The sequence below is a fragment of the Janthinobacterium sp. PSRC1-1 genome (assembly GCF_049897525.1).
Taxonomy (GTDB): Bacteria; Pseudomonadota; Gammaproteobacteria; order Burkholderiales; family Burkholderiaceae_D; genus Janthinobacterium; species Janthinobacterium tructae.
This window is the reverse complement of the sequence record NZ_JAFCWK010000004.1, coordinates 177,418-198,246: the sequence shown is the minus strand read 5'-3', so window position 1 is coordinate 198,246 and position 20,829 is coordinate 177,418. Positions and strand designations below refer to the sequence as shown.

At 61.0% G+C, this 20,829-nt stretch carries 18 protein-coding genes; 7 read left to right on the top strand and 11 right to left on the bottom strand.

Annotation, left to right across the window (positions count from 1 at the left end):
- Window positions 1-349: 349 nt before the first annotated feature.
- The gene (locus tag ACP7DW_RS10185) at window positions 350-1,396 is read left to right on the top strand and encodes a GGDEF domain-containing protein (RefSeq protein ID WP_426055063.1); all 1,047 of its coding nucleotides are present in this window, start codon (window positions 350-352) and stop codon (window positions 1,394-1,396) included.
- Here ACP7DW_RS10185 and ACP7DW_RS10180 read toward each other — a convergent pair.
- Window positions 1,393-2,622, bottom strand: a complete 1,230-nt coding sequence (locus tag ACP7DW_RS10180; protein ID WP_426055064.1) for an HD-GYP domain-containing protein — start codon at window positions 2,620-2,622, stop codon at window positions 1,393-1,395. The genes ACP7DW_RS10185 and ACP7DW_RS10180 overlap by 4 nt on opposite strands.
- Before the next feature lie 148 nt (window positions 2,623-2,770).
- Here ACP7DW_RS10180 and ACP7DW_RS10175 point away from each other — a divergent pair, with 148 nt between their 5' ends.
- From ACP7DW_RS10175 to ACP7DW_RS10165, 3 genes are all read left to right on the top strand, one after another.
- Entirely contained in the window at window positions 2,771-3,712 is a 942-nt protein-coding gene (locus ACP7DW_RS10175; protein WP_426055065.1) for a LysR substrate-binding domain-containing protein, read from the top strand.
- Window positions 3,713-3,906: 194 nt separating this feature from the next.
- The gene (locus ACP7DW_RS10170) at window positions 3,907-7,503 is read left to right on the top strand and encodes an indolepyruvate ferredoxin oxidoreductase family protein (RefSeq protein WP_426055066.1); all 3,597 of its coding nucleotides are present in this window, start codon (window positions 3,907-3,909) and stop codon (window positions 7,501-7,503) included.
- A gap of 542 nt (window positions 7,504-8,045) precedes the next feature.
- Window positions 8,046-9,140: a type I restriction endonuclease gene (locus tag ACP7DW_RS10165; RefSeq protein WP_426055067.1), complete on the top strand. Its 1,095-nt coding sequence runs from the start codon at window positions 8,046-8,048 to the stop codon at window positions 9,138-9,140.
- A 65-nt stretch (window positions 9,141-9,205) separates the two neighbouring features.
- On the opposite strand, the gene ACP7DW_RS10160 is transcribed toward ACP7DW_RS10165, so the two are convergent.
- On the bottom strand, window positions 9,206-10,216 hold the full coding sequence (locus ACP7DW_RS10160) for a substrate-binding domain-containing protein (protein ID WP_426055068.1): 1,011 nt from the start codon (window positions 10,214-10,216) through the stop codon (window positions 9,206-9,208).
- A gap of 439 nt (window positions 10,217-10,655) precedes the next feature.
- Between ACP7DW_RS10160 and ACP7DW_RS10155 the strand changes: the two genes are divergently transcribed.
- Window positions 10,656-10,988 carry a hypothetical protein gene (locus tag ACP7DW_RS10155; protein ID WP_071080179.1) on the top strand — a complete coding sequence of 111 codons (333 nt, stop codon included), beginning with the start codon at window positions 10,656-10,658 and terminating at the stop codon, window positions 10,986-10,988.
- 7 nt (window positions 10,989-10,995) lie between these two features.
- Here ACP7DW_RS10155 and ACP7DW_RS10150 read toward each other — a convergent pair whose 3' ends face one another.
- On the bottom strand, window positions 10,996-12,039 hold the full coding sequence (locus tag ACP7DW_RS10150; RefSeq protein WP_426055069.1) for an MBL fold metallo-hydrolase: 1,044 nt from the start codon (window positions 12,037-12,039) through the stop codon (window positions 10,996-10,998).
- Between the two features lie 151 nt (window positions 12,040-12,190).
- Between ACP7DW_RS10150 and ACP7DW_RS10145 the strand changes: the two genes are divergently transcribed.
- Window positions 12,191-12,814 carry a TetR/AcrR family transcriptional regulator gene (locus ACP7DW_RS10145; RefSeq protein WP_426055070.1) on the top strand — a complete coding sequence of 208 codons (624 nt, stop codon included), beginning with the start codon at window positions 12,191-12,193 and terminating at the stop codon, window positions 12,812-12,814.
- Here ACP7DW_RS10145 and ACP7DW_RS10140 read toward each other — a convergent pair.
- Window positions 12,787-12,954 (bottom strand): hypothetical protein, encoded by a 168-nt coding sequence (locus ACP7DW_RS10140; RefSeq protein WP_426055071.1) that lies wholly within the window; start codon window positions 12,952-12,954, stop codon window positions 12,787-12,789. The two genes, ACP7DW_RS10145 and ACP7DW_RS10140, sit on opposite strands and share 28 nt — an antisense overlap.
- A 263-nt stretch (window positions 12,955-13,217) precedes the next feature.
- Between ACP7DW_RS10140 and ACP7DW_RS10135 the strand changes: the two genes are divergently transcribed.
- Window positions 13,218-13,529: a hypothetical protein gene (locus ACP7DW_RS10135; protein ID WP_426055072.1), complete on the top strand. Its 312-nt coding sequence runs from the start codon at window positions 13,218-13,220 to the stop codon at window positions 13,527-13,529.
- 1 nt (window position 13,530) lies between these two features.
- Here ACP7DW_RS10135 and ACP7DW_RS10130 read toward each other — a convergent pair whose 3' ends face one another.
- The 7 genes from ACP7DW_RS10130 to ACP7DW_RS10100 all read right to left on the bottom strand — a co-directional run bounded on the left by ACP7DW_RS10130 (window position 13,531) and on the right by ACP7DW_RS10100 (window position 20,697).
- On the bottom strand, window positions 13,531-13,827 hold the full coding sequence (locus tag ACP7DW_RS10130) for a 2Fe-2S iron-sulfur cluster-binding protein (protein WP_426055073.1): 297 nt from the start codon (window positions 13,825-13,827) through the stop codon (window positions 13,531-13,533).
- 28 nt (window positions 13,828-13,855) lie between these two features.
- On the bottom strand, window positions 13,856-15,004 hold the full coding sequence (locus tag ACP7DW_RS10125) for a Gfo/Idh/MocA family protein (RefSeq protein ID WP_426055074.1): 1,149 nt from the start codon (window positions 15,002-15,004) through the stop codon (window positions 13,856-13,858).
- A gap of 9 nt (window positions 15,005-15,013) precedes the next feature.
- Complete coding sequence (locus ACP7DW_RS10120; protein ID WP_426055075.1) at window positions 15,014-16,066, bottom strand: sugar phosphate isomerase/epimerase family protein; 1,053 nt, start codon at window positions 16,064-16,066, stop codon at window positions 15,014-15,016.
- Window positions 16,067-16,157: 91 nt separating this feature from the next.
- Window positions 16,158-17,099, bottom strand: coding sequence for a substrate-binding domain-containing protein (locus ACP7DW_RS10115; protein WP_141172894.1), 942 nt, complete (start codon window positions 17,097-17,099; stop codon window positions 16,158-16,160).
- 97 nt (window positions 17,100-17,196) lie between these two features.
- On the bottom strand, window positions 17,197-18,204 hold the full coding sequence (locus ACP7DW_RS10110) for an ABC transporter permease (protein WP_426055076.1): 1,008 nt from the start codon (window positions 18,202-18,204) through the stop codon (window positions 17,197-17,199).
- Window positions 18,185-19,672 (bottom strand): sugar ABC transporter ATP-binding protein, encoded by a 1,488-nt coding sequence (locus ACP7DW_RS10105; RefSeq protein WP_426055077.1) that lies wholly within the window; start codon window positions 19,670-19,672, stop codon window positions 18,185-18,187. The genes ACP7DW_RS10110 and ACP7DW_RS10105 overlap by 20 nt, the downstream gene beginning before the upstream one ends.
- Window positions 19,672-20,697 (bottom strand): LacI family DNA-binding transcriptional regulator, encoded by a 1,026-nt coding sequence (locus ACP7DW_RS10100; RefSeq protein WP_426055078.1) that lies wholly within the window; start codon window positions 20,695-20,697, stop codon window positions 19,672-19,674. The genes ACP7DW_RS10105 and ACP7DW_RS10100 overlap by 1 nt, the downstream gene beginning before the upstream one ends.
- Window positions 20,698-20,829: the final 132 nt, after the last annotated feature.

Here is a 20,829-nt window from a genome sequence, read left to right as displayed (position 1 = left end):
AATTGACGCGCCACAAGTTTCCATATGGAAATTATCAAACCTTGTTGAAATGACGGCGGACGCAAACAATTGTTGCGATCAGGATTGAAAGTCTGCGTCAAGGCAAGTTTTTTGCAACGCAGTGCATGAATCTCATGTATTTACATGAAATATTGCATACGTTAATTGCCTATTAGGCAAAAAGACATTATCCTGCTTAGCTCTTCTTTGGAACGGCCTCTCGCCCTGCGGTAAAGAGCGTCATGCCACCAAATAAATCTTGGCTTCTTGTAGACGGACGCGAACATGCTCTTGCTTGATGCAATGCTGCGATGACGACACTTGTGTGACTACTTTCCAGAGAACGACAATGGATTCCCTACTGAAACACATGGTGGACATGACCGGGCACCGCGACCACACGATGCTCGACATCTCCGTGATCTCGGCGGTTCAAGAGCTCGCTGCCGCGTCGCAAACCCGTGTGCTGGCACTGACCAGCGTGCGTGGCCAGGTGTTCGTGCGGTCGCGGGCCATCATCGTGGCGGGCAGCGTGGCCCGCATGGAAGAGCATAACGACCCTACCCTGCCAGGCGAACCGCTGTCCGACTACCCGGCCCTGGCCGCCTGCATCAAGCGCCATGAAGCGAGCGCCGACACCCTGTGCGCCGACGGCCGCCACCTGCTGTGGCTGCCCATCTGGATCGGCGACCAGGTCACCACCTGCCTGGAAATCACCAACCCCACGCCCTACACGGGCGCCACCATCCAGGTGATCGGCGGCATCGTCAGCGTGTACCGCAATTTCCAGAACCTGCTCGACTACAGCGAACGCGATTCGCTCACCGGCTTATTGAATCGCAAGACCTTCGACGATCAACTGGCGAAAATCCTGCACAGCCGCGGCGAACCGGAAGCGGACAAGCCGCTTCCCATCGATGAAGAGCGGCGCCACCATACGGACACGGAGCGGCAATGGCTGGCCGTGATCGATGTCGATCATTTCAAATTGGTTAACGATAAGTTTGGCCACCTGTATGGCGATGAAGTGCTGATCCTGATCGCCAACCAGCTGCAATCGTCGTTCCGCTCGCAAGACCGCATCTTCCGCTTCGGCGGCGAGGAATTCGTCGTGCTGCTGCGCTCGATCACCCTGGAAAATGCGCAGAAGATCATCGACCGCTTCCGCACCAATGTCGAAACGCACGACTTCCCGCAAGTGGGCAGAGTCACCGTCAGCGTGGGCTTCGTCAGCATCAACGCCTACGAGGCGCCCGTCATCATCCTCGGCCGCGCCGACCAGGCCCTGTACTACGCGAAAAGCCATGGCCGCAACCTGGCTTGCCATTACGACGAGCTGGTAGCGAAAGGTTTATTGACGACCGTCACCTCGAACGATACGGCGGAATTCTTCTAGGCATCCGCCAGCGATAAAAAGCGCATGGGATCGACTTGCCACTTGGCAGCCGACTCATGGCCGACGATCTTGTCGCCGCCGCCGAAGCCGAAGCCGCGCGACAGGTCGACTGTCTCGGGCTTGATGTAGGCATTGCTCTTCGTACTGAAAAACACATTCACCTTCGGCGCCAGCAGATTGCTCTCGTGCGCTTCGATGACGACGGCCAGGCGGCCCGATTCCAGCATGACCATGGTACCGACCGGATAGATCCCCACGCAGCGCATGAAGTCCTGCGCGAACACGGGGTTGAAATGGAATTTGCTCCATTCATAAATCTTGCGCAGGGCTTCGGCGGCGGCGATGCCCTTGTGGTAGCTGCGGTCGGACGTCAGCGCGTCATACACGTCGACGATGGCAGCCATCTGCGCCAGCTCGCTGATGGCGTCACCGGCCAGATGATCGGGGTAGCCGCTGCCGTCGCGCCGCTCATGGTGGTGCAAGGCGATGTCGAGGGGTATGGCGCCCAGCTCCGGCGAGCGGCACAGGATATCGTAGCCATCGCGCGGATGGCGCTTGATCAGAGAAAATTCTTCCGGCGTCAGGGGACCTGGTTTGTTCAGCACGCTATCGGGCACCAGCGCCTTGCCTGTGTCGTGCAGCAAGCCGCCCAGGCCGGCCTGGTGCGTGGTGGCGCCATCGACGCCCCGCGAGCGGCAAAACGCCACCAGCAGCGCGCACACGCTGACGGAGTGCAGGAAGGTGTAGTCGTCCTTGTTCTTGATGCGCAACAAGCCGACGAGGGCGCCGGGATTGCGCAGAATCGATTCGGTAATATCTTGCACCGTGTGCTGCACGCGGTCGATCTCGACGGCCTTGCCCAGGCGGACATCGGCCATCACCGTGCGCACCAGGCTCGATGCCTGCCGCCGCACCTGCGTGGCGCGCGCCAGTTCCATGCCCAGCGAAACGCGCGTGACCACCTGCGGCGCCGCCGCGGCGATCTGCACCAGTTCGCGTTCCGTCTCGGCCCGCGCCTGCGCCACGGTAGGCGCATCCTGCACATCGAGGCCCTTGCCGCTGTCGATCACCACGTCGTGGATGCCGGCTTGCACGATCTTGCGGATTTCATCGTCGCTGCGCAACAGGAAACGGTTGCGCACGAACGGATGGGTCATCCAGTCACAGCTGAGGTCGTGGACATACATGCCCACTTTTAATTGAGACGAATCAACTTTCTTGAGCATGCTGTCATCCCACAAGTACGCGTCTGGAGCACCGAAGGCGCTAGAATGAGTATAACAAAATTGTTATTCTGCTGGCCGCGTTCGGCGCTGCGGCGCAACACCCTTTTTTTCCGCTCACCGCACCCTCAACGCACCGCTCTTGGGACCCATGGAACTGCGCCAATTACGTTACTTTGTTGCCATCGTTGACCACGGCTCGCTGTCGCGCGCGGCCCTGGTCCTGCATGTGGCGCAGCCGGCCCTGACGCAGCAGCTGCGCCAGCTGGAAGAAGAACTGGGGGTACAGCTGCTGCACCGCTCGGCCCAGGGCGTGCTCAGCACGGACGCGGGCAAGGTATTTTACGAACACGCGCAAGCGATCCTGAAACAGGTGGCCGACGCCCGCTCGGCCGTCACGCAAAGCGCCTCGCGCCCGTCCGGCAATGTCACCCTGGGCTTGCCGCACAGTATCTCCGGCGCGCTGGCCCTGCCCCTGCTGCTGGCCGCGCGCGAACGCTACCCCGAGATCACCCTGCAACTGACGGAAGAAATCACGGGCAACCTCAATGAACAGCTCAGATCGGGCCGCATCAACCTGGCCGTGCTGTTCGACGATGGCCAACTCACGCCCTTTGCCTGCAGCCCCCTGGTGGAAGAAGAAATGCGTTTTATCTGCCGCAGCGATTCGCCGTTCGCGCCCGCCGGCCATGCCGTGTCGTTCCCGCAAGCGTTGAGCGCCACCCTGATCCTGCCGGGTCTGCAGCATGGCGTGCGCCCGCGCATCGACAGCCGCGCGCGCGAACTGGGCCTGGAAACGGCGAACGTGATCGAGATCAACTCGATCGCCATCCTGAAATCGGCCATCCTGGCCGGCATGGGCGCCACCATCTTGCCGGCCGCCCCCCTGCTGGCCGAACTCGACAGCGGCGCCATGCGCAGCTATGCCATCCACAGCCCCGTGCTGTCGCGCACGGTGGCCCTGTGTGCATCAAAAAACATTCCCCTGACGAATGCGGGCAACGCCGTGAAGCAGCTCGTGCTGCAAGTGGCCGCCGAGCTGTGCGGCAGCGGGCGCTGGGTGGGGGCACACGTGCTCTCACCCATGGCATAAGTATTTCTTATACCCCCATCGTCAAAGCGTATTTGCCCCTTCCCCGCAGTCGTTCTACACTGACCACATTAACTATTTTAAATTTAAAATAGTTATGTGCCGCCCATACGCGGCCATCCCGTCTGCACAGCGCGCGCCTTACCGGGTGCGCTCCTTGTACAGCCGTTATCTGAAACACCCTTTTGGAGACAGCCATGTCCGTGACCACGGAAAACGGCTCCGCAGCGTTCGTGAGAAACGCCGGTGCCGCGCCATCTACACCCCCCGACACTTCCCGTTTGACCAGCGTCAGCCTCGACGACAAATACACGGCCACTTCCGGCGCCATCTTCCTGTCGGGCATCCAGGCCCTCGTGCGCCTGCCCATGATGCAGCGCCTGCGCGACCAGGCCGCTGGCCTGAACACGGCCGGCTTCATCTCCGGCTATCGCGGTTCGCCCCTGGGCGGCCTCGATGAAAACCTGTGGAAAGCGAAAAAACAGCTGGAAGCGCACCACGTGCAGTTCGTGCCCGGCGTCAACGAAGACCTGGCTGCCACCGCCGTCTGGGGTTCGCAGCAAGTGGACCTGATCGGCCCGGCCAAGTACGACGGCGTATTCGCCATGTGGTACGGCAAGGGTCCGGGCGTGGACCGCTGCGGCGATGTCTTCAAGCACATGAACCATGCGGGCACATCCAAATTGGGCGGCGTGCTGCTGGTGGCCGGCGACGACCATGGCGCCTACTCATCGACCCTGCCGCACCAGTCCGACCATTTGTTCTCCGCCTCGATGATCCCCGTCTTGTATCCGTGCAATGTGCAGGAATACCTGGACCTGGGCATCCACGGCTGGGCCATGTCGCGCTTTTCCGGCTGCACGGTGGCCTTCAAGGCACTCGCCGACACGGTCGAATCGTCGGCCTCCATCGACGCCGATCCGTTCCGCGTGGAAGTCAAAATCCCGCACGATTTCATCATGCCCGAAGGCGGCCTGAACGCGCGCCTGTCGAGCATCCCGCTGGGCCAGCAGGCGCGCAATCAGGAAGCGCTGATGCAGGACTATAAGATCTACGCAGCCCTGGCCTACGCGCGCGAAAACAAGCTCAACCACACCACCATCGACAGCCCGAACGCCAAGCTGGGCATCATCGCCTCCGGCAAGTCTTACCTGGACGTGCTCGAAGCGCTGGAAGAGCTGGGCATCGACGAACAGATGGCGGCCGAGGTCGGCATGCGGCTGTTCAAGGTGGCCATGCCGTGGCCGCTGGAACCGGACAGCGTGCGCGAATTCGCGCAAGGTCTCGATGAAATTCTCGTGGTCGAAGAAAAACGCCAGATCGTCGAATACCAATTAAAAGAGCAGCTGTACAACTGGCGCGACGATGTGCGTCCGCGTGTCATCGGCAAGTTCGATGAAAAAGGCGAATGGGTGGCGCCGCGCGGCGAATGGCTGCTCACGTCCAAGGCGGACTTTTCCGTCTCGCAAGTGGCACGGGTCATCGCCAGCCGCATCGCGCGCCTGATTTCCGATCCCGTCACCTGCGACCTGATCAAGGCGAGATTAAGTTTCCTCGACGCCAAGGATGCGGTATTGAAAAAGGCCGTGAATACGCCGTTCCGCCCCGCGTTTTACTGCTCCGGTTGCCCGCACAACACCTCGACCAAGGTGCCCGACGGCAGCCTGGCGCTGGCCGGCATCGGCTGCCACGTGATGGCCACCTCGATCTACCCGGAAATGAACAAGCTGACCACGCACATGGGTGGCGAAGGCGCGCCGTGGATCGGCCAGGCCGCGTTTTCCATGCTGCCGCACGTGTTCCAGAACCTGGGCGACGGCACGTATTTCCATTCCGGCTATCTGGCCATCCGCGCCGCACAGGCGGCCAAGGTCAACATCACCTACAAAATCCTGTATAACGACGCCGTCGCCATGACGGGCGGCCAGCCCGTTGACGGCCTGATCACCGTGCCCATGATGGCGCAGCAGGTGGCGGCCGAGGGCATCGCGCGCATCGCGCTGGTCACGGAAGATTTATCGCGCTACAGCGACCGCAGCAACCTGCCCGCCCACGTGACCTTGCACGACCGCAAGGACATGGACGCCGTACAGCGCGAATTGCGCGAAGTAGCCGGCGTGTCCGTGCTGATCTACGACCAGACCTGTGCCGCCGAGAAACGCCGGAGAAGAAAAAAAGGCGAATATCCGGACGTGGCCAAACGCATGGTCATCAACGACGCCGTCTGCGAAGGCTGCGGCGACTGCGGCGTGCAATCGAACTGCGTCTCGATCCTGCCGAAGGAAACGGAATTTGGCCGCAAGCGCACCATCGACCAATCCTCGTGCAACAAGGATTACTCGTGCGCCAAGGGTTTCTGCCCCAGCTTCGTCACCGTCGAAGGCGGCAGCCTGAAGAAGACAAAAACGGGCGCTGGCAAGCCGGGCGAGACGGACAACTTCGGCCCGCTGCCGGAACCTCAATTACCCGCCTGCGACGCGCCGTACAACATCCTGATCAACGGCATCGGCGGCACGGGCGTCATCACCGTGGGCGCGCTGATGGGCATGGCAGCGCACCTGGAAGGCAAGGGCGCGTCCGTGCTGGATATGACGGGCATGTCGCAAAAGAACGGTTCCGTCACCTCGCACGTGAAAATCGCCAAGTCCCCTGCGCACATCCGCGCGCAGCGCATCGCCACGGGCGAAGCGGACCTGATTTTAGGCTGCGACATGCTGACGGCCGGCGCGCAGGATGCCGTGTCGAAAATGCGTCCTGGTAGAAGCCTGGCCGTCGTCAACCTGCACGAACAGCCGCCGGGCACGTTTGCGCAGAATGCCGACTGGCAATATCCAACGGCGGAAGTGCGCCAGCTGATCGAGGAATCCGTGGGCGGCGCGGACGCGGCCGACTTCATCGACGCCACAAAACTGGCTACCGCGCTGATGGGCGACTCGATTGCCGCCAACCTGTTCATGCTCGGCTACGCCTGGCAAAAGGGCCGCATCCCGCTGACGCAAGCGGCGCTGCTGCGCGCCATCGAACTCAATGGCGTGGGCATCGAGTCGAACAAGAAGAGCTTTTTGTGGGGCCGCCGCGCCGCCGTCGACGTGCGCAAGGTCACGCAGATCGCCACGCCGTCGCAAGCGATCCTGGTGCAGCTGCCGCAAAGCCTCGATAGCGTCATCAAGAAAAGAGTGGAGTTCCTCACCGCGTATCAAAATGCCGCGTATGCAGATGGCTATTTGACGTTGGTGAAACAGGTGCGCGACCGCGAAAACACCCTGGGACTGGGCCAGAAACTGTCGACGGCCGTGGCGAAAAACTACTTCAAATTGCTGGCCTACAAGGACGAGTATGAAGTGGCGCGCCTGTACACGGATGGCCGTTTCGTGGAGCAATTGCAGCAGCAGTTCGAGGGGAATTTCTCCGTGAAATTCAACCTGGCGCCGCCGCTGTTCGCGAAAAAGGATGCGAAAGGGCATCTGGTGAAAGCGGAGTTCGGTTCCTGGATGTGGCGCGCCTTCAAGCTGCTGGCGAAAGCCAAGGGCTTGCGCGGCAGCAGCTTCGACCTCTTCGGTTATACAGCCGAGCGCAAGATGGAACGCGCGCTGATCGTCGAATACCGCGAACTGCTGGCGGGACTGCTGGTCAAGCTGACGGCGGAGAACCTGGCCACCTGTGTGGAACTGGCATCCTTGCCCGAAAAAATCCGCGGCTTCGGCCACGTCAAGGAAGCCGCCGTCGCCACGTATCGCCAGGACAAGGCGCGATTGCTGGCGGTACTGGCTGATGGAAGCAAGCGCGCGGCCTAAGACTCTAAGCTACAGCACTTGATTCACGATGCGCTATGTCGGCAGCAGTACACACTGCCGGCATAGCGCATTTTTATTCAAGCCTGTACATTTTTTATCACACCAGAAAAACGACAAACACAAATTAACCATAAAAATCAGTCACTTACAATCACATGACAATACATTGGGTCATCCAGGCAATATCGTTGCTTAAATCCAGTCGCGACCCAGTGCCGCATGAGATCAATGAACTGGATTGGAAGCTGAGCCTGTCTGGCAATAAAGAGCGGCTTATCGAGCATCTGATTGCCTTCGCCAATCCCAATAGGACTCGTGATGGCGGCTTTTCAAGAAATATTAAATTGTTCATATTTTCAATAAAAATAATTTCATTTACGTTATCTAAATCGTCTCATAATTTTTCTCTGAATTTTCCTTTTTCATAAAATTCGATTTTCATTGCCATAAAGATGAAATTCGTGCAAAACTTATTCGTTCATTCTGTACGTCAACAGGAACGAGTACGTTCACGCATTTCTACCCACGTCATAGGAAAAGCAATGGATTTAATCGACCAACTCAGAGCACTTGCCTCCCGAATCGCAACGACCAAGGATATGATCCAAACGGAGGAAGCCACAAAAAACGCGATGATCATGCCTTTCATCCAGATGTTGGGCTACAACGTATTCGATCCCACGGAAGTGACACCAGAATTAATTGCCGATGTGGGCACAAAAAAAGGAGAGAAGGTCGATTATGCAATTCTCAGTGATGGCAAGCCAATTATTCTCTTCGAATGCAAGAAAAGTGGTGGAGACCTGAGCATCAATCATGCTGGGCAGTTGTTCAGATATTTCCATGTCACCGCAGCACGATTCGGTGTCTTGACAAATGGACTTACCTATAAATTCTTCACCGACCTTGAGCAACCCAACAAGATGGACGAAAAACCCTTCTTTGAGTTTAATATTCTGGACTTCAAAGAGCGGGATGTGGATGAACTCAAGAAATTTGCAAAATCCCAATTCGACGTCGATACCATATTGACGACAGCGAACGATCTAAAATATACGCGTGCCATCCAGAATCGCCTGGCAGAATGGACACTCAATCCCTCCGAAGAATTTGTAAAAATACTGTCATCAGATTTACTCGGAGGAAAGCGCTTTACACCCGCTGTCAAAGATCAATTTACCGTCATTACTAAACGGGCATTTGAGCAATTATTGGGGGAGCGCATCAATGATCGCCTCAAGGGTGCAATGACGCCGGAATCATCGCCGGCACAAGAACTGGCGCCAGTCATTCCTCCTGAAGGTGTCGTTGAAAACCCGATCATCACGACACCAGAAGAGATCGAAGGATTGCACATCATCCGCGCGATACTGCGCGGTGTTGTCAGTTCGCGCCGCATTGTCATGCGTGATTCGCAGAGTTACTGTGCAATCTTATTAGACGACAATAATCGTAAGCCAGTTTGCCGCCTACGCTTCAACAATACTGAAAAACTTGCCGTTGGCCTGTTCAATCAAAAGAGGGAAGAGGAAAAGTTCCCCATTGCCAGCCTAGACGATCTGTACACCCATGCAGAACAATTGAAGGCTACCGTCCTGATGCATTTGCCTGCGGAAGATGCCGAGAAAACAGCGTAAGAGATAGCATTAGATACCGTAGAACCAAGTCCGGGGCGAGTCCCGGACTTGCAATACATGCTGATTCAATCCGCGCAACGCCCCACGGTCGCTCCCGGCAACAACACCGGTTGCCAGATTTCCTGCAACCGTTCCGGCGGCGTGCCGGCCAGCAAGGATTGCAGCATTTCCACCATCTTGGCGCCGGCGCGGCGCAGGTCGGGCTGGTCGATGGTGGTGACGTTGATGCCGATCAAGGTGTCTTCCACATTGCCCCAGACGATGACGGAGATTTCCTTGCCGATCTCGATGCCCGCATCCATCAGCGCGCGCACCACGCCCACGCCGGACAGGTGGTTGTCGACGATGACGGCCGTGGGACGGGGCGAACAGGCCAGCAATTGCTGCATGGCCTGGTAGCCGCTGCGGCGATCAAAAGTATTGTCGAGCAGATAGTGGGGGTCCAGCGGCAACCCCGCCTGCGCCATGCAGCGGATAAAGCTTTCCTTGCGCTCATAGGCGAAATGCAAGTCCAGCGGCGCGCTCAGCAGGGCGATGCGCTGGTGGCCATGCGCCGCCAGGAAGGACACGGCCAGGTCGATGCCGGTGTCGTTGTCGTAATCAAAATACGCGTACGGCGCGTCGATGCGCGTGCGGCCATTCGCGACAAACGGAAAGCCCACCTTCGTCAGGTAGGCGATGCGCTCGTCGACCACCTTGGTGCGGCCCACCACCAGGCCATCGACCTGGCGCCCGCGCACCATGGTTTCATACGAGGGCTGTTCGTTCTGCGGCGACACGGGGGCGATGATGAGACTCATCTTCGACGCTTCCACGGCGTCCGACATGCCATTGACCACGGAAAGAAAGACGCTGTCGCCCAGGTCGCTGGGCAGCAGGGGATAGATCATGCCCAGCACATTGGTACGGCCGACGGCCAGGCTGCGCGCCAGCGGGTTGGGCCGGTAGCCGACTTTCTTGGCGGCGGCCAGGACGATTTCACGGGTGCGGGAATTGACTTCCGGATAGCCGTTCAACGCCCTGCTGACTGTCGTTTTCGACATGCCGAGGGCAATTGCGAGGCTCTTGAGATTCATGTGTTAACGACCTGTCTGTATGGCAAAAAAAACCAACTCTGGTCGTCAATTATAGCCCAGAGCGCCAAGCAGGCCGCGCATTACCGTGCGTCGTCATGGTAGAAAAACAACAACACATTGACTATTTAAAAAACAATGCTTTGAATGTGACCCGTCCCGCCATCTTCGCAGCGCGGCATCGGCCATGGCAGAAAGGAAAAGGCAAGTAGCCGAAGCGTGCACTCACTTTGAGCATCGCATCGCCATCGTCGTCATGCCAGTTCGGCAACACAGGGCGCACACGATAAAATTATCAAGAAAACATAATTAGCTGGAACTATGCGAGAATTTGTCCTACTCTTGATTCAGGTGAAGATTACCTGCAGACATGTCGCGCCCCCCGGCCTGCATTCTTCCTCTTCTGCGCACGCCTGGACATACTTTCTCAAAGGTGAACAATGTGGTCACGCTAACGTCCGTCAACAATCTGCAAGCCTCGCTGGCCACGGCGCAACGCCGGGTCGAGCAAGGCCAGAACCAGGTACAGCGCGACAAGGAGCAACTGGCGCAAAGCCGCCAGTCGCTGGCGCGGGAACAGGAGTCGCTGAGCCAGACGCAGCGCAGCAGCCAGCAAGCCCAGGCCGATGCCCCAGCCGCCGTGAAGGCGCCGCAACTGGATCAGGCGATCAAGCTGGCCGTGCCGCAGCAAGCGCTCCCCGCCACGCCGAAAAGCACGCCCCAGCTGAACAGCTATGGCCAGACCCTGGGCCGCCTGATCAACGTGACGGCCTGAACCAGCTTTACCGGGCCATTTCCTCTTCCAGCATCGCCAGCCACCACTTATTCCCCTTCTGCGGTTGCGTCAGGTCGACCGTCTCGCCCATCTGCGGCGTGGCCAGGTGCACACCCTGCTTGGCCGCCAGCCCCGTGATGCGGTCGAACGGTTCATGCCAGGCGTGCAGCCCCAGGTCAAAGGTGCCGTTATGCACGGGCATCAGCCACTTGCCGCGCACGTCCAGGTGGGCTTGCAGGGTTTCTTCCGGCTGCATGTGCACGTCCGGCCACAACTTGTCATACGCACCCGTCTCGATCATGGTCACATCAAACGGGCCGTACTTGTCGCCGATCTGCTTGAAACCGTCGAAATAGCCGGAGTCGCCGCTGAAAAACACGCGCACGTCCGGCGCGTCGATGACCCACGACGCCCACAGGGTTTGATTGCCATCAAACAAGCCGCGTCCCGAGAAATGCTGCGAGGGCGTGGCGACGAGTTTCACGCCGGCAATCGTGGTGCCCTGCCACCAGTCGAATTGCCGCACCTTGGCAGCCGGCACGCCCCAGGCAAGCAGGGTATCGCCCACGCCCAGCGGCGCAACAAAATGCTCGGTCTTGGCGGCCAGTTGCAGCACGGCGGCATGGTCGAGGTGGTCGTAATGGTCATGCGACAGGATGACGGCCTTGATCGGCGGCAAGTCAGCGATGCTGATGGGCGGCTGGTGAAAACGCTTCGGACCCGCCCATTGCACCGGCGAGGCACGCTCGGAAAACACGGGATCGGTGAGGAAGAATTCCTTGTTCAGTTTCAGCAGCAGGGTCGAGTGACCGAGGCGAAACAGGCTGTTGTCGGGCGCGGCCAGCAATTGCGCCTGGGTCAAGGCTTGCACGGGCACGGCAGCGGCCGGCACTGTGCTGTCGGGCTTGTCAAAGAAGAAGGTCCACATCAGCTTGAGCGTGGCTGCCGTGCCCAGCTTGTGCATCTGCACGGGATTGCGAAACTTGCCGTCCTGGCGTTGTGGCGATTCAGTCGGCGTGACAGGCGCCGCGCGCAAAGTGCAAGAACTCATGATGATCAGGACTCCCAAGAATAAGATGCGGTGCATATGCGATCCGGTCAATAAAACACAAGGATTAAATTACACTACACAGTGTAGTTCCTATTCCGGGCAAAGTAAACCAGGAGGTGTAAAATATTGTTTTCAAAGGAGATTTCCCGCCATGGCCGCACCGCAACGCCTCACCGACCGCAAGCGCGTCGCCATCGTCGATGCCGCCATCGCCGAGTTCCGCGAGCACGGTTTTGACGCGACCAGCATGGACAGGATCGCCGCCACGGCCGCCGTTTCCAAGCGCACCGTGTACAACCATTTCCCCAGCAAGGACGAGTTGTTCGCGGAAATCCTGCGGCGCATGTGGGAAAGCAGCGTGGCCCAGCCCGCCGTACCTTATCTTGCGGACCAGCCGCTGCGCCCGCAGGTGCTGGCCCTGGTCGAGCAGAAAATGGGCTTGCTGTGCGACCCGGCATTCATCGACCTGGCGCGCGTGATCTTTGGCGAAACCATCCACTCGCCCGCGCGCGCGCAAGCGATGGTGGCGCGCCTGAATGAAAAGGAAACGGGCCTGTATCTCTGGATCCGCGCGGCGCAGCAAGATGGACGCATCAAGGCGGGCGAGACGGTGGAAGTGGCGCACCTGCTGATGTCGCCATTAAAAACCTTTGCATTCTGGCCACAGATCACCCTCGGTGAACCTCTGCTGGGCCCGGCACGCCGGCGCGAAGTGGTGGAACTGGCCGTCGATATCTTCCTGTGCTACTACGGCGTGGCAAAACAGACGGCATAAACGGGCGGCAAGTGGGCAGAGATGGTCTGCCAATGCTCGCCCGCGTCGCTCGAATACCAGGCGCCGGCCGCATCGACATCGAACTGGAACAGCCCCTTGCGGGTGCCGAGATAGGCGCGTTGAGCCCTGCCTGGTCCCATGCTTGACCTCCAGAAAGTGCCTGCAGATATCGACTTGACTGTCAGGCCGCAAGGCGTCGTCGACGCATGTAGCCGCGCAGGCGCGGCGCGGCCACGTCCACGTCCACCGTGGGAGCGTCCAGGAAACGTGCCAGTTGCTGCGTAAAATGCGAGTGCGCCATGCTGCCTTCGACGTCATGGGCCTCGACTCATTCTCGTCCGCTTTGCCGACGATACAATGGCGCATGCCCTAAAATAGGGCCAAGCACACAAGGAGGCCAGGCATGACGATTACCCCGGAAGAACTAGCGGTGCTGATGCAGGAAGTGGAAGTGGCCGATCCCATCGATTTTGCCGACCTGCCTTTCGACGAGCAGGAATTGCGCGGACTGATCGCCAACCACCTGTGCGAGATGGCCGATGCGATGGAAAGCTTCAGCCCGGAAGACCGCAACCTGGCCCTGCTGGCCGTGGCGGCCAAGCTGGTGCTGGAAAACCTGGTACTGCACGTGCAGCTGCTGCGCCGCCACGGCTTGCCCGTGAGCGACAGCGTGGACGCGCTGCTGCAGCGTCTGAAGGGCGGCAAGCCCTTCTGAGTCAGGCGCCCGTGTGCACGGCACGCGCCTGCACCGTGAGATCGCTCTCGGCCACGGCCACGCAGGGCAGGATGTAGCCGTCGAGCCGTTCATCGGGGCTGATGCCGGGCCAGTCCACCGTGTAGCGTATCTTTCCTTCGGGCATGTGACAGAGGCAGGTACGGCAAGTGCCGTTGCGGCAGGAACTGAGCAGGCGGATGCCGGCCAGCTCGGCGGCGGCCAGGAGCGTCGTGCCCGCGTCGGCCGTGAATTGCCAGCCTTGCGGGACGATGGTGATGGTAAAGGTGGTGATGGTCAAGGGCGCGCTCATGCGCCCAGTGTAACAGTCAGCTTGCCAAGGTCGTCCACTGCGCGCCCGCCGCATGGCTGCGCAGCACGGCCTCGGCAAAGGCCAGGCCCGCCACGCCATCGGTGACGGTGGGCAGCCAGCGCGCCGCTTCCGGCACGGGCAAGCCCGATTGCAACGCGCGGATATGCAAGGCCGCGTCCAGGTACAGCTGGGCGAACGCTTCCAGATAGCCTTCCGGATGGCCAGCCGGCACGCGCGTGGCATGGCGCGCCGCCGCGCTGTCGACCCGCCCCGGACGCAAGAGCTGGCGGTTGCCGCCCTGCGGCGTACACCACAGCGCATTCGGTTGTTCCTGGTCAAAGTCCAGCTGCGCCTTGCTGCCGAACAGGCGCAATCGCACCGTGTTTTCACAGCCCGTCGCCACCTGGCTGGCCCACAGGGTACCCTTGGCCCCGTTGGCGTAGCGCAGCATCACCTGCACGTGATCGTCCAGTGTACGGTGCGGAACAAAAGTGGACAATTCCGCCAGCACGGCATGCGGCGTGAGTCCGCTGACGAATTGCGCCAGGTGATACGCGTGCAAGCCCACGTCGAGCAGGGTACCGCCCGGCCCCGCCTTGTGCGGGTCGTTATGCCAGTTGCCTTCGTTCATGCCGCCTGCCGCGATCGCATCGGCCAGCCAGTCCTGCGAATACTCGACTTGCACGAGGCGCAGCGCGCCGATCTCGCCCGCCTCGACCATGGCTTTCGCGTGGCGCAGCAGCGGATAACCGCTGTAGGTATGCGTGAGCGCAAACAGCACATTTTTCTGTTGCGCCAGCGCCGCCAGCGCCTGGCCCTCCGCCAGAGATATTCCTAGCGGCTTGTCGCAGATCACGTGAATGCCCGCTTGCAGGAACGCCGTGGCGACGGGCGCGTGCAAGTGATTCGGCGTGACGATGGCCACGGCCTCGATACCATCCGCGCGCTGGCTTTCGGCCTGCGCCATGGCGCGGTAATCGCAATAGCTGCGCTCGGGTGCCAGGTGCAGCGCGGCGCCGCTGTCACGCGCGCGCTGCGGGTCGGACGACAGGGCGCCCGCCACCAGTGCATATTGATCGTCGATGCGCGCCGCGATGCGGTGCACGGCGCCGATGAATGCGCCCTGCCCGCCCCCTACCATGCCCAGCCGTAAGCGTCGCTGCATGTCGTCTCCCTATTTCAAGCCAAGCAAGTGATGAATTTGCTCCTGGTCCACCGCGCTGCCGGCGAAATCGTCGAACGCGCGTTCGGCCACGTGGATGATGTGCTCGCGGATGAAACGCGCCCCTTCGGCCGCCCCATCTTCCGGATGTTTCAGACAGCATTCCCATTCCAGCACGGCCCAGCCTGGAAAGTCGTATTGCGCCAGCTTCGAGAAAATCGCCTTGAAGTCGATCTGCCCATCGCCCAGCGAGCGGAAGCGCCCGGCCCGGTCTTGCCAGTCGCCATAGCCGCCATACACGCCCTGGCGCCCATTGGGCCGGAATTCCGCATCTTTCACATGGAAGGCCTTGATGCGCGCATGATAAATGTCGATGAAAGCGAGGTAATCGAGCTGCTGCAGCACGAAGTGGCTGGGGTCGTACAAGATGGACGCGCGCGGATGATCGTTGACGGCGGCCAGGAAGCGCTCGAACGTCACGCCGTCGTGCAAATCCTCGCCCGGATGCAGTTCATAGCAAAGGTCCACGCCGGCCGCGTCGAACGCGTCGAGGATGGGCAGCCAGCGCCGGGCCAGTTCCGCGAACGCCGTTTCCACCAGGCCCGCCGGGCGCTGCGGCCACGGATACAGATACGGCCAGGCCAGCGCGCCGGAAAACGTCACGTGCGCCGTGAGGCCCAGGCGCTGCGAGGCGCTGGCCGCCCACAGCAGCTGCTGCGTGGCCCAGGCCGTGCGGGCGGCCGAGTCGCCGCGCACGTGCTCGGGCGCGAAGCCGTCGAACAGCGCGTCATACGCGGGATGCACGGCGATCAGCTGGCCCTGCAAGTGCGTCGACAATTCCGTCACCTGCAAGCCGTGGCGCGCCAGCAGGGCTTTCACGTCGTCGCAATATTGCTGGCTGGCCGCCGCCTGCTCCAGGTCGAACAGGCGCGGCGCCGTGGGCAGCTGCAAGCCCTTGTAGCCCAGGCCGGCCGCCCATTGCGCCAGGTGCTCGAGCGAGTCAAACGGCGGCTCGTCGCCGAGAAACTGGGCCAGGAAGATGGCCGGGCCCTGGATGGTTTTCATAAAAAGTCCTTATCAACCCCAAGGGCAAAATCCGGGGTCAGACCCGACGGGTCTGCCCCCAGCACTTGCTGTTGGGTGCATTACGAAAAAATCAAAAAGGCGAGTTCGGAAAGTAAAACTGCTTGGCGTTCTCGCGCGTGATCAGCACCGAAGGGATGATGGTGTTGGCCGGCAATTTATCACCTTTCAGGCGCGCTTCCGTCGTCAGCTTGATGGCGTCGTACATGAACTTGGGCGAGTACGACACGTCGGCCACGATCAGCGGGTCGGAACCGTCCATGATCTTCTTCACGGCGCCCTTCGCGCCCGCGCCGCCGAACACTTGCTTGATGTCCGTGCGCTTGGCTTGCGCGATGGCCTTCTGCACGCCGATGGCCATGTCGTCATCGGCGGCCCAGACGGCGTCGATGTGCTTGAAGCGGGTCAGGTAATCCTGCATGACCTTGAAGGCATCGTCGCGGTTCCAGTTGCCATACTTGGCGTCCAGGACCTTGATCTCGGGATGGCCTTTCATCACGGCAGAAAACGCATCGTAGCGCTCGTTGTCCAGGGTGGTTGGCATGCCGCGCAGCACGACGATATTGCCCTTGCCATTCAAACTTTTCGCCAGGTATTCGGCCGGCAGTTTGCCAAACGCCGTGTTGTCGCCCGCGATGTAGGCATCCTGCGACTGCGTGTTCGTCAAGCCACGGTCCACCACCGTCACGTAGACACCCTTGTTTTTCACTTGCGCCACGGGCTGCGTCAGGGAAGCCGATTCGATGGGGAAGATCACCAGGGTGTTGATCTTGTTCACCGTCAACATGTCCTGCAACTGGTTCGCCTGCTCGGGCGCCGTGGCGGCCGTCTTGACGATGATTTTCACGCCCGGATGGGCTTTTTCCAGCTCCGCCTTGGCCTGGTTCGCCCACCACACGATGCCGGACGTGAAACTGTGCGTGGCCGTGGGGATGGCCACACCGACGACCAATTTCTCTGCCGCCTGCGCCTGCCCCATCGGCAGCGCCCACGCCTGCATCACCAGCACTGCCATCCCTGCTACCCCTGCTACCCGTCTAAAGCTCTTCATGCTGCTCTCCTCCAAGGTTGTGGGCGCCCGTTGGCCGCCCTTTCAGAACGCCGCTCTTGTTTTATTTGCGGCCTCGCTGCAGGAAGGCGACGGCGATGATCACCACGCCTTGCACTGCGGCATTCAGGTAGACACTGATGATGCTGGTCAAATTCAGGATATTGCTGATCACGGAGAGCAGGATGGCGCCGATGACGGTGCCGACGATGCGCCCTTCTCCCCCTTTGAGGGCCGTGCCACCGACGACGACGGCGGCGATCGCTTCGAGTTCCCACAGCAAGCCCGTGGTCGGCGTGGCCGAGCCCAGGCGCGGCACGTACAGCACCGTGGCGATGCCCACGCAGACGCCCAGCAGCATGTAGGTGGCGATCTTCACCTTGTCGACATTGATGGCCGCATAGCGCGCCACTTGCTCGTTGGAACCAATCGCCTGCACATGGCGGCCGAACGTCGTGCGGTTGAGAATGATGGCGCCGGCCGCCGCGACGAACAAAAAGATCCAGATCGGGATAGGCGCGCCCAGCACGCTCGTGTAGTAGACGGGGCTGTACAGCTCGGACAGGGTGGCGTCCAGGGTCAGGGCGCCGCCATCGGCCAGGTACGTCAATACGGCGCGGAAGATGCCGAGCGTGCCCAGCGTCACGATGAAGGGTTCGATATTGCCCTTGCTGATCAACAAGCCATGCATCAGGCCGAATCCGGCGCCCAGGATCAAGGCCATGGCGATGCCCAGCACCAACATGGTGATCGGCGCCAAGTCGCCGCCCGCCCCTTGCGCCAGCGCATTCATGAAATAGATCATGCAGCCGGCGATCAGGGCCGCCATCGAACCGACCGACAGATCGATGCCGCCCGAGATAATCACGAAGGTCATGCCCACGGCGATGATGCCGATGAACGCCGTGCGCGTGAGCACGTTCATCAGGTTGTCCAGGGTGGCGAAGTCGCCATTGAGCAAGGTGCCCGCGATGCACAGGGCCAGCAGGCCCAGCACGGGGCCAAATCCCTTGATGCGCGCGCCGAATCGAGCTATCGGGGATACAGTGGTGTCAGTGCGTGCCGGTTGCATGGGCAATCAACTCCTCTTCGGTAAGGTGGTCAGCAGACAGGGTGGCTTGCAAGGTGCCGGCGCGCATCACTGCGACTCTGTGGCACAGGCCAATCAATTCGATCAGTTCCGATGAAATCACGATCACGGCGCGCCCTTCGGCGGCCAGGCGGTGGATCAGAAAGTAAATGTCGCGCTTGGCGCCCACGTCCACGCCACGGCTAGGTTCATCGAGCACGACGACACGGGGGTCCGAATGCAGATATTTCGCCAGCGCCAGCTTTTGCTGATTGCCGCCCGACAGCATGCGCGCGCGGCTGTCCAGGTCGCCCGTGCGGATATTGAAGTCCAGCACCGCCTTGGCCAGCGCCTGTTTCTCTGCCTTGACATCGAGCCACGGCCGCGCATAGCGCTGCAGCGTCATCATGGTGAGGTTTTCGCGCAATCCCAGATTCACGTGCAAGCCTTTGCCCTTGCGGTCTTCGCTCAGATACGTCATGCCATGCTGCATGGCCTGCCTGGGCGTGCGGATGTCGACGGGCTGACCATTGAGCTCGATCTTGCCCGCGCTGCGCGGGCGCAAGCCCAGCAGCGCCTCGAACGATTCCGTGCGCCCCGCGCCCACCAGTCCCGCAAAGCCCAGCACTTCGCCCGCGCGCACCTCGAACGACAGGTCCTTCGACCAGCCGGGCACGCACAAACCCTCCACTTTCAGCAACACAGGAGCTTCTTTCGCCAGCGCCACTTTCGCGGGGAACATGTCGGACAATTCGCGCCCCACCATCAGGTTCGCCATCTGCTGGCGCGTCAGGCTGGCCGTCGGTTCGCGCGTGACGAAACGCCCGTCGCGCATGACGATGACTTCGTCCGTGTTGCGCTCCACTTCATCGAGCTTGTGGGAAATATAGAGGATGGTGACGCCGTCCGCTTTCAGCTGCGCCATGACGGCGAACAATCGCCGGGTTTCCGACGACGTCAGGGTGGCCGTGGGTTCGTCCATGATCAAAAATCGGGCGCGGCGTGACAGGGCCTTGGCGATTTCCACAAGCTGCTTTTCAGCCACGATCAGGTCGCGGATTTTGCTGTCGGGCGAGACCTCCAGCCCCACCTGTTTCAAATAGCGCGAGGCTTCTTCGCGCATGGCGGCCTCGTCCAGCAGCCAGCCGCGCGTTTTCTCATGGCCCAGGAACATGTTTTGCGCCACCGTCAGGTGCTCGGCCAGGTTGAATTCCTGGTGGATCAGCACGATACCGGCAGACTCCGCCGCGCGCGAACTGCTGAAGCGCTGCGGCTGGCCATCGATCAGCAGCTGGCCTTCGCTCACGCTCTCATAGCCGGCGAGGATTTTCATCAGGGTCGACTTGCCGGCGCCATTTTCGCCCAGCAAGCCATACACGCGCCCGGGCGACAGGGTAAAGCTGACGCCATGCAAAACGCGCACGGGACCGAAATCCTTGCAGACCCCATCAAAACCGACGGCAACGCTCACTATGCACTCCCTCGCAGAATTAACCGGTGTGGCAGCAGCACGCCAGGCACGCTGGCCGCCGGGTTGGCCAGGCGCTGCAGCAACAGTCTCGCTGCCGTCTCGCCCAGTTCGCGCATCGGTTGCGCGATGGTGGTGAGGCCGGGGTCGATCTGTGCGGCGATGGCGATATCGTCGAAGCCGATGACGGCCACTTCTTCCGGCACGCGTTTCTTCAGTTGGCGCAGCGCGCTCAAGACGCCGATGGCCAGGGTGTCGGACACGGCAAAGATGGCCGTGGGCGCATCCGGTCCCGCCATCATGCGCAGGGTGGCGGCCGTGCCCGCTTCATAGTCGAGGCTTTGCACCGTGTGCACCCACTGCGGCTGCACGGGCAGGCCGGCGCCCGCCAGGGTGTCCAGATAGCCTTGCTGGCGTTGCCGCGCGTACAGATAGCGCTCGTCCGAATTGATCAGGCCGATGCGCGTATGGCCGCGCGCCAGCAGATGCGCGACGGCGTCGGAGGCGGCGCGGTGGTTGTCGATGCCGACATAGGGCACGGCCACGGCGGGGTCGAATTCGCAGCACGCCACCCACGGCAGGCTGACGGATTCATGCGACAGCGCATGCTGCACCGTGTCCGGATCGAGGCAGATGGCGCCGTCGGCGCGGTGCATGCGCAGCAAGTCGAAATACGAGCGCTCGCGGCCCGCATCGGCGCCCGTGTCGCACAGCAGCACGAAGTAGCCGTGTTCGCGCGCCACCGTGTCGATACCGCGCACGATCTGCGCATAAAACGGGTTGCCCACGTCGGGCACCATGGTCAAGAGCATGCGGCTCTCGGCCGTGCGCAGGCTGCGCGCCAGGTGGTTCATGCGGTAGCCGAGCGCCGCCACGGAAGCGAGCACCTTGTCGCGCGTGGGCGCCCGCACCCCGGCCTGCTCGTTCATCACGCGCGAGACGGTGGCCACCGACACCCCCGCATGCGCGGCGACGGCGCTGATGGAGACGGTTTCTGTCGGCAAGGAAGACGGGACGGCTGGCGGCATGGGGAGTTTCACATAAATGTAATCGATTACATTTATAGGCCAGTCGCGCGCGCGATGCAAACATTATCGATGCTGCGGTGCGCAAAAAATGGGCAAAAACCGGCCCGGCGCGGGCCGTTGGACGCGGCTATT